Raw genomic sequence first — 8,667 nt, 5'->3', positions numbered from 1 at the left:
ACCGCGTCGGCGCCGTCGAGGTGCGCGGCCAGCTGCCCGACCGGGGTGTGTTCCAGGTCGCAGACGACGGGGGTGGTGCCGGCGGCGCGGAGCGTCGCGGCCTGCTCGGGGTTGCGGATGAGGCCGACGGCGGTGTCGCCGCGCCCGGCGAGGTGACGTTCCAGCAGTAGGGCGGTCTTGCCGTGGCCTCCGGCGATGACGACGCGCATGCGCCCAACCTACCGGCGGCATCGGCTTGACCTTGACCTTCGGGTAACCCCGAGCCTGGTGGGCGTCGGTCGCCGGGACCGGTACGAGGAGGATGTCGACGTGGGGCTGATGACCATCGGGGCGTTCGCCCGGGCGGCGAGGCTGACGCCGAAGGCGTTACGCCTGTACGACCAGGTGGGGTTGCTGGCGCCGACCGCTGTCGATCCGGAGTCCGGCTACCGGCTCTACGACCCGGCCCAGCTGCCGGTGGCTCGGCTGGTCGCCCAGTTGCGTCGGCTCGGCATGCCGTTGGCGACGATCCGGGTGGTGTGTGGCCTGGAACCCGCCGCGGCGGCGGAGGCGATCACCGCGTACTGGCGGCAGGTCAGCGCTGACACCGCGGTTCGCGCCCGGCTCGCCACCCTCCTCGTGGACCACCTGTCTGAAGGGGGCACCACCATGTCTGACCCGGATTCCACAGTTGCCGTCCGCTGCGCCGCCGGTTGTGACACCGGGCTGGTGCGCGACAGCAACGAGGACACCGCGTACGCCAGCGAGCGGTTGCTGGCGGTGGCCGATGGTATGCGGGGGCCCGGCGGGGCGGCCGCCAGCGCGGCCGCCGTCGACGCCCTGAAGCGGTTGGCGTTCACCGACGTGCCGGCCGCCGACCTGTTGACGAGGTTGGCCGGTGCGGTGAGCGACGCCGACCGGGCCGTGCACGGCGTGGCGACCGACGCCGACCAGCCGGTCACCACGCTGACCGCGCTGCTGTTCAGCGGTTCCCGGGTGGCGCTGGTGCACGTCGGTGACACCCGGGCCTACCTGCTGCGCGGCGGCGAGCTGTCGCTGCTCACCCAGGATCACACCTGGGTGCAGGCGCAGGTCGACCTGGGCAGGCTCGACCGGGGCCAGGCCGCGACGCATCCGCAGCGTGCGGTGCTGGTGCGCGCCCTCGGCGGCGGCCGGCAGGTCGAGGCGGATCTCGCGCTGCGTACCGCGCTGCCCGGGGACCGGTACCTGCTGTGTTCCGACGGGCTGTCCGCGGTCGTCGACCGGGCCGAGCTGCGGTCGGCGGTGGCCGCGGCCGCGGATCCCGAGGACACGGTGCGGGAGTTGATCGGTCTGGCGCGGGCCGAGGGGGCGCCGGACAACGTCGCCTGCGTCGTCGCCGACGTCGTCGCGGTGTAGCCGTCACCGGCGACCCGCGCCGGGTGGGCGACCCCACCTGGCGCGGGTTCGGCGTCAGCGGACGGGTTGAGGCAGCATGGAGAGGTGATGGAGAGCCTCGACGCGTTGACCTCGCTGGTGGCCGGTGGTGGGGTGGTGGTGCTCAGCGGCGCCGGCCTGTCCACCGAGTCGGGGATTCCGGACTACCGGGGGCCCAGCGGGGTGGCGCGACGGCACACGCCGATGACCTTCCAGGCGTTCACCCGGGATCCCCTCGCTCGGCGGCGTTACTGGGCGCGTAGTCACCTGGGGTGGCGGTTGATCGGGGGCGCGGCGCCCAACGCCGGGCACCGGGCGGTGGCCGAGCTGCAACGCGCCGGTCTGGTCGACACCGTGATCACCCAGAACGTCGACGGTCTGCACGGTGCGGCCGGCAGCACCTCGGTGATCGAGTTGCACGGTCGTCTGGATGAGGTGACCTGCCTGGACTGCGGCAACCTGACCTCCCGGGAGGAGCTGGACCGGCGGCTGCGCGAGGCGAACCCGGACTTCGTGGCCCGCGTCGCCGGGGTCAACCCGGACGGTGATGTTGATCTCCCGGACGAGCAGGTGGCGGCGTTCCGGCCGGTGGACTGCGGGATCTGCGGCACCGGGATGGTGAAACCGGACGTGGTGTTCTTCGGTGAGACGGTGCCGCCGCAGCGGGTGACACGGTGTTTCGCGGCCGTGGAGCAGGCCCGGTCGGTGCTGGTGCTGGGGTCGTCGTTGACGGTGATGTCGGGGCGCCGGTTCGTGATTCGGGCCGCGAAACGGGGCATCCCGGTCGCCATCGTCAACCAGGGGCCGACCCGTGGTGACGGTCACGCCACCGTGTGCGTCGACGCGCCGTTGGGTGTGGTGTTGCCGCAGGTGGCCGCGCGGGTCGGCGCCGGGACGCCGCTCGGGGTGTGACAGCGCGCCCCGGCCGGCGGCGGGGGTAGGACATCCGCTGGGAACACCAACGCTGGTAGCGTTGAGCACGCCGGTAACACCCACGTGGGAGAGACCGCCCGACAGCACGCAGGGCGGCGCCGAAGGGGCAAATCCTCCCCGGAACCTCTCAGGCAAAAGGACCTCGTGGGCAGGCACTGTGGAGTGCCCCTGTGGGTGCGACAGAGGGGGAGGCCGACCCGTCGACCTCGCCCCGGGAGTGCCTCCTATGACCGTAGAGCAGTTCGCCACCCGTCACATCGGTCCCGGCCCCGACGACGAGCGTCGGATGCTGGAGGTCGTCGGGCACGACTCGATCGACGAGCTGATGGACGCCGCGATCCCCGAGGTGATCCGCTGGCACGGCACCCTCGACCTGCCCGACCCGGCCACCGAGGCCGAGACGATCGCCGAGCTGCGGGCCCTCGCGGCCCGCAACACCGTCGCCGTCTCCATGATCGGGTTGGGGTATCACGGCACGCACACCCCGGCGGTGATCCGCCGCAACGTGCTCGAGGACCCGGCCTGGTACACGGCGTACACGCCGTACCAGCCGGAGATCAGTCAGGGCCGCCTGGAGGCGCTGCTGAACTTCCAGACCATGGTCACCGACCTGACCGGCCTGGCCACCGCGAACGCCTCCATGCTCGACGAGGGCACCGCGGCGGCGGAGGCGATGACCCTGGCGCGGCGGGCCTCCAAGAGCAAGAGCCGGGTGTACGTCGTCGACGCCGACGCGTTGCCGCAGACCATCGCGGTGATCACCAGCCGGGCCGAGCCGCTCGGCATCGACGTGCGGGTCCTCGACGTCGAGCGCGACGAGTTGCCGGCGGAGTTCTTCGGCCTGCACCTGCAGTACCCGGGCGCGTCCGGGGCGGTCCGTGACCACGCCGGCCTGGTCGAGGCGGCGCACGCCGTCGGCGCCCTGGTGACCGTCGCGGCGGACCTGCTGGCGTTGACGCTGCTGCGCGCACCGGGGGAGATCGGCGCGGACATCGCCGCCGGCACCACCCAGCGTTTCGGCGTACCGATGGGCTTCGGTGGGCCGCACGCCGGTTACCTGGCGGTCCGTTCGGGCCTGGAGCGGATGCTGCCCGGGCGTCTGGTCGGGGTGTCGCGCGACGCGGACGGCAACCCGGCGTACCGGTTGGCGTTGCAGACCCGTGAGCAGCACATCCGGCGGGAGAAGGCGACCAGCAACATCTGCACCGCGCAGGTGCTGCTCGCGGTGATGGCCGGCATGTACGCCGTCTACCACGGCCCGGACGGGCTGCGGGACATCGCGACGCGTACCCATGCGATGGCGGCGCAGCTCGCGGCCGGGTTGCGCGCCGGTGGCGTGCAGGTCGCGGACGTCGCGTTCTTCGACACCGTCACCGCGAGCGTGCCCGGCGGCGCGGCGCGGGTCGTCGCGGCCGCCGCGCAGCGGGGGGTGAACCTGCGGCTGGTCGACGCCGACCGGGTGGGAGTGTCCTGCGACGAGACGACCACCCTCGCGCACCTGACGCAGGTGTGGGCGGCGTTCGAGGTGCCCCCGTTCGACGGCGACGGCGACGGGGCCCTGCCGGTCGACCTGACCCGCGGCAGTGACTTCCTCACCCACCCGGTGTTCCGCAGCCACCACTCGGAGACGGCGATGCTGCGCTACCTGCGGCGGCTGTCGGACTTCGACTACGCCCTGGACCGGGGCATGATCCCGCTGGGGTCGTGCACGATGAAGCTGAACGCGACCACCGAGATGGAGCCGGTCAGCTGGGCGGAGTTCGCCAACATCCACCCGTTCGCGCCGGACACGCAGACCGTCGGGTACCGGGAGATGATCGGTCAGCTGGAGTCGTGGCTGGCCGAGGTGACCGGCTACGACGCGGTGAGCGTGCAGCCCAACGCCGGTTCGCAGGGTGAGCTGGCCGGGTTGCTGGCGATCCGCTCGTACCACGCGTCGCGGGGCGAGACGCACCGCGACGTGTGCCTGATCCCGTCGTCGGCGCACGGCACCAACGCGGCGTCGGCGGTGATGGCCGGCATGCGCGTCGTGGTGGTGGCCTGCGACGACGACGGCAACGTCGACCTCGTCGACCTGGACGCGAAGATCGACAAGCACAAGGACGCGCTCGCCGCGATCATGGTGACGTACCCGTCGACGCACGGCGTGTACGAGACGGGCATCGCGTCGCTGTGCGCGAAGGTCCACGACGCCGGCGGGCAGGTGTACGTCGACGGGGCGAACCTCAACGCCCTGGTCGGGTTCGCCAAGCCCGGCAAGTTCGGCGCGGACGTGTCGCACCTGAACCTGCACAAAACGTTCTGCATCCCGCACGGCGGCGGTGGGCCCGGTGTGGGCCCGGTGGCGGTGCGCGCGCACCTGGCGCCGTTCCTGCCCGGCGACCCGCTGGGCGCGCACGCCGACGCCACCCCGGCGATCTCGGCGGCGAAGTACGGGTCGGCGGGCATCCTGCCGATCCCGTGGGCGTACCTGCGGATGATGGGCGCCGAGGGGCTGACCCGGGCGACCGGGGTGGCGGTCCTCGCCGCGAACTACGTGGCGGCGCGGCTGCGCGGGCACTTCCCGGTGCTGTACGCCGGCAACAAGGGCCTGGTGGCGCACGAGTGCATCCTGGACCTGCGGCCGTTGACGAAGGCGACCGGGGTGAGCGTCGACGACGTGGCGAAGCGGCTGATCGACTACGGCTTCCACGCGCCCACGATGTCGTTCCCCGTCGCCGGGACGCTCATGGTGGAGCCGACCGAGAGCGAGGACCTGGCCGAGCTGGACCGGTTCTGCGACGCGATGATCGCGATCCGCGCGGAGATCGACAAGGTCGGCTCGGGGCAGTGGCCGGCGGGGGACAACCCCCTGGCCAACGCGCCGCACACCGCGGCGATGGTCAGTGGTGACGAGTGGTCGCACGCGTACCCGCGGTCGGTGGGCGCGTACCCGGGCGGGGTGGACCGGGCCGGAAAGTACTGGCCGCCGGTGCGGCGCATCGACGGCGCGTACGGCGACCGGAACCTGGTCTGCTCGTGCCCGTCGCCGGAGGCGTTCGAGGACTGACCACGCCGGAGGCGTCAAACGACTGACGACGCCGGAGGCGGTGAAGGACTGATGACGGCGCGCCGGGGCGGGCGGTACGGCCTGCCCCGGCAGCCGCTGCGACCTGGGCGGGGACGTCCCTTACCGGGGGACTAGCCTGGGTCGACGGCGGCTATTCGGTGACGCTGCGTGATTGGTTAGGCCACCAGGGCGTGGCGGGCGGGGCCGCGGTGCGGTGCGATGCTGCTGCCGTCGGGGAGCAACTCGCCGGTGTCCTCGAAGACGATGACACCGTTGCAGAGCAGGCTCCAGCCCTGCTCACGGAAGCAGGCGAGGACCCGCGCGGCTTCCCGGTCGGTGGCTTCAGCGGAGGGACAGGTCGGTTGGTGCTGGCACATCGGGTTCTCCGGACTGTGGGGGCACTGTGTCATGGTTCACATGACCAGTGACGCACAGTACCAAGCGAAGGTGTCCACCATCGACCAGGTGCCCGCCTGCCGCCCGGGAAATCCACTGAACGGATGAGGAAGGTTGGACCGTACGGCGTGGAAACGCTCCCAAGGGTGTGCGCCGAGGGCGGCCCGGCTGTAATGGCCGCGGACCGCGGCCCGGCCGTGGTCAATGTTCCCGGCGCGCCGGCCGCGTGCCGGGGCGCGCTGACCGAACGCGCCCGCCTGCACTGGTCACGCGGCGACGGCGGTGATCCCGCGGCCCTCGCCGAGGAGTTCCTCGCCGCGCACGGCCTGCCCCTGCACGACCTGACCCGACCCGCCCCGGGCCGGCACGGCACCGGGGCCTGCGGGGCGGCGCTGTACCTGTCCGCCGCCGCCGGGGCGCTGCTGGCCGGCGCCCCCACCGGAGCGCCCGAACCCGCGCCGACCCTGCCCGACCTCGCCGTCGTCGTCTACGAACACGGTCCCACCCGGGCCACCCGGCCCGGCCCACCGCCACAGTGGTGGCTCGGCGAGTGGACCGAGAGCTGGACCCCCCGCCAGCACGCCGCCGCCGTCGACGCGGTCCGCGCCGCCATCGGCCGCGGCGACGTCTACCAGAGCAACCTCGTCGGCCACGCCGCCGCCCCGTACACCGGCGACCCGCTGCCCGCCCTGAGCCGCCTCGGCGCGCTCCCCGGCGCCCGCTACGGCGGCGTCCTCACCGGCGACGGCTGGGCCATCGGCTGCGCCTCCCCGGAAACCCTCGTCGAGGTCACCGACGGGCAGGTGATCACCCGACCGATCAAGGGCACCCGACCCGCCACCGCCACCGGCCGCGCCGAACTGCTCGCCAGCGCGAAGGAACGCGCCGAACACATCATGATCGTCGACCTGGAACGCAACGACCTCGCCCGCATCGCCCGCACCGGCACCGTCACCGTCGACGACCTGTTCGCCGTCCGCCGCTGGTGCGATCTGTGGCAGGCCGAATCGACAGTCCGCGCCGCCGCCGCCGACGGCCTCGGCCTCGCCGACCTGCTCCGCGCCACCTGCCCCGGCGGCTCCGTCACCGGCGCCCCGAAACTCGCCGCCCTGACCCAGATCAACACCCTCGAACCCGTCGGTCGGGGCGCCAGCATGGGCGCGCTGGGCTGGGTCGCCCCGGGCCACGTCGACCTCGGCCTGACCATCCGCACCGCCGCCGCCGACGGCCAGCGGCTGCACACCTGGGCCGGCGGCGGCATCACCTGGGACAGCGACGCGGACGCCGAAGTCGCCGAGGCCGCCGCGAAGACCACCCCGATCCGCGCCACCCTGGCCGGGCGCTGACCCCGGCACCGCACGGCGATACGCTGACCCTCATGACCATGCGGCCCATCCGGATCATCGGCGACCCCGTCCTGCGCACCGGATGCGAACCGGTCACCACCTTCGACGCCGAGCTGCGCGCCCTCGTCACCGACCTGATGGACACCCTGCTCGGCGCCCCCGGCCGCGCCGGCGTCGCCGCACCACAGATCGGCGTGAGCGCCCAGGTGTTCGTCTACGACGCCGACGGGCACCGCGGCCACCTCATCAACCCCACCCTGGAGCTGTCCGACGAGCTCCAGGACGACGAGGAGGGCTGCCTGTCCATCCCCGGGCTGTACTTCCCGACCGTACGGGCCCTGCACGCCACCGCCCACGGCGTCGACCAGCACGGCGAGCCGTTGACCATCGCCGGCAGCGGGTTCCTGGCCCGCGCCCTGCAACACGAGACCGACCACCTGGCCGGCCGGCTCTATGTCGACACCCTGCGCGGCGACACCCGCCGCCGCGCCCTGCGCGAGATCCGCGCCGGTCGCTTCGACTCACCTAGCCGCCGCCGCTAGGGCGTGTGTCAAGTCCTCGGTCGAGCCGAGGCGGAGTCCAGGCGGCGGTTCGGCAAGGCGGAGATGGGCTCGGATACCGGTGTTGTATCCGAGCCCATCTCCAACGCCGCCGGCCGTCGTCTGGGCCCGCCGCAGGCCGGCCAGGGGCTTTGACACACGCCCTAGGCCACCCACTGGTCGTGGCCCAGCTTCGCGACCAACGCGACCACCACCACCAGCAACACCACCCGCACGAAACCGGAGCCGCGGCGCAACGCCATCCGCGCCCCCAGCACCGCGCCGGCGATGTTGCACACCGCCATTCCCGCGCCCAGCAGCCACCACACATGCCCGGTCACCCCGAACACCACGAGCGCGCCCAGGTTCGTCCCCGCGTTCACCACCTTCGCCATCGCCGAGCCGTGCACGAAGTCCGCGCCGACGAGGGCGGTGAACGCCAACACCAGGAACGTGCCGGTGCCCGGGCCGATCAACCCGTCGTACAGGGCGATGCCCACCCCGGCCACCGCGATCGCCGCCGCCACCCGCAGCGGAGTCCGCCTCGCCGGCACCGCCACCACCCCCAGCCGGGGACGCAGCAGCACGAACACCGCCACCGCCACCAACACGACCAGCACCACCGGCCGGTACGCCGACGCCGGCACCGCCCCGGCGAGCGCCGCGCCCACACCCGCGCTGAGCACCGCCAAGCCCGCCGCCGGCGCCACCACCCGCCAGTCGACCTTCGTCCGCCGGGCGTACGTCGCCGCCGCCGTGGCCGTACCGAAGATCGCGGCCAACTTGTTCGTGCCCAGCGCGGTGGCCACCGGTAACCCCGGGGCGGCCACCAGCAACGCCGGCAGCAGCAACAACCCGCCACCACCGACCACGGCATCGACCCACCCGGCCATCGCCGCGGCGGCCAGCAGAGTACTCAGCGATACGGCGTCCACGGGCCGCCATTCTCCCCACCGGTACGCGCCTGACCAGCCCCGAAGTGGCCAGCCTCACCTCAACGACCCCGGGT

Annotated in this window: 8 protein-coding genes and 1 riboswitch; of the genes, 5 read left to right on the top strand and 3 right to left on the bottom strand. The window is 73.1% G+C overall.

The window, feature by feature from the left end:
• The coding region (locus ABZU52_RS23055) for an NAD(P)H-binding protein (protein WP_354973057.1) at positions 1-209 on the bottom strand (209 nt) is incomplete at its 3' end.
• 100 nt (positions 210-309) lie between these two features.
• On the opposite strand from ABZU52_RS23055, the gene ABZU52_RS23050 reads away from it, so the two are divergent.
• The 3 genes from ABZU52_RS23050 (at position 310) to gcvP (ending at position 5,377) form a co-directional block, all read left to right on the top strand.
• Positions 310-1,377: a MerR family transcriptional regulator gene (locus tag ABZU52_RS23050; RefSeq protein WP_354973059.1), complete on the top strand. Its 1,068-nt coding sequence runs from the start codon at positions 310-312 to the stop codon at positions 1,375-1,377.
• Between the two features lie 87 nt (positions 1,378-1,464).
• Positions 1,465-2,307, top strand: coding sequence for an NAD-dependent protein deacetylase (locus ABZU52_RS23045; RefSeq protein ID WP_354973056.1), 843 nt, complete (start codon positions 1,465-1,467; stop codon positions 2,305-2,307).
• 75 nt (positions 2,308-2,382) lie between these two features.
• Positions 2,383-2,481, top strand: a riboswitch (glycine riboswitch).
• A 73-nt stretch (positions 2,482-2,554) separates the two neighbouring features.
• Entirely contained in the window at positions 2,555-5,377 is a 2,823-nt protein-coding gene (gene gcvP / locus ABZU52_RS23040; RefSeq protein ID WP_354973055.1) for an aminomethyl-transferring glycine dehydrogenase, read from the top strand.
• 176 nt (positions 5,378-5,553) lie between these two features.
• Here gcvP and ABZU52_RS23035 read toward each other — a convergent pair whose 3' ends face one another.
• Complete coding sequence (locus ABZU52_RS23035) at positions 5,554-5,754, bottom strand: DUF5999 family protein (RefSeq protein ID WP_007460326.1); 201 nt, start codon at positions 5,752-5,754, stop codon at positions 5,554-5,556.
• Positions 5,755-5,850: 96 nt separating this feature from the next.
• Here ABZU52_RS23035 and ABZU52_RS23030 point away from each other — a divergent pair, with 96 nt between their 5' ends.
• Positions 5,851-7,119, top strand: a complete 1,269-nt coding sequence (locus tag ABZU52_RS23030) for a chorismate-binding protein (protein WP_354973058.1) — start codon at positions 5,851-5,853, stop codon at positions 7,117-7,119.
• A 32-nt stretch (positions 7,120-7,151) separates the two neighbouring features.
• Positions 7,152-7,661 carry a peptide deformylase gene (def, locus tag ABZU52_RS23025; RefSeq protein ID WP_354973054.1) on the top strand — a complete coding sequence of 170 codons (510 nt, stop codon included), beginning with the start codon at positions 7,152-7,154 and terminating at the stop codon, positions 7,659-7,661.
• A 161-nt stretch (positions 7,662-7,822) separates the two neighbouring features.
• Here def and ABZU52_RS23020 read toward each other — a convergent pair whose 3' ends face one another.
• Positions 7,823-8,593: a TSUP family transporter gene (locus tag ABZU52_RS23020; protein ID WP_354973053.1), complete on the bottom strand. Its 771-nt coding sequence runs from the start codon at positions 8,591-8,593 to the stop codon at positions 7,823-7,825.
• Positions 8,594-8,667: the final 74 nt, after the last annotated feature.

Source organism: Micromonospora sp. NPDC005220 (genome assembly GCF_040607895.1).
Lineage (GTDB): Bacteria > Actinomycetota > Actinomycetes > Mycobacteriales > Micromonosporaceae > Micromonospora.
The sequence above is the reverse complement of the archived record's forward strand: the minus strand, read 5'-3'. Positions and strand labels throughout refer to the sequence as shown.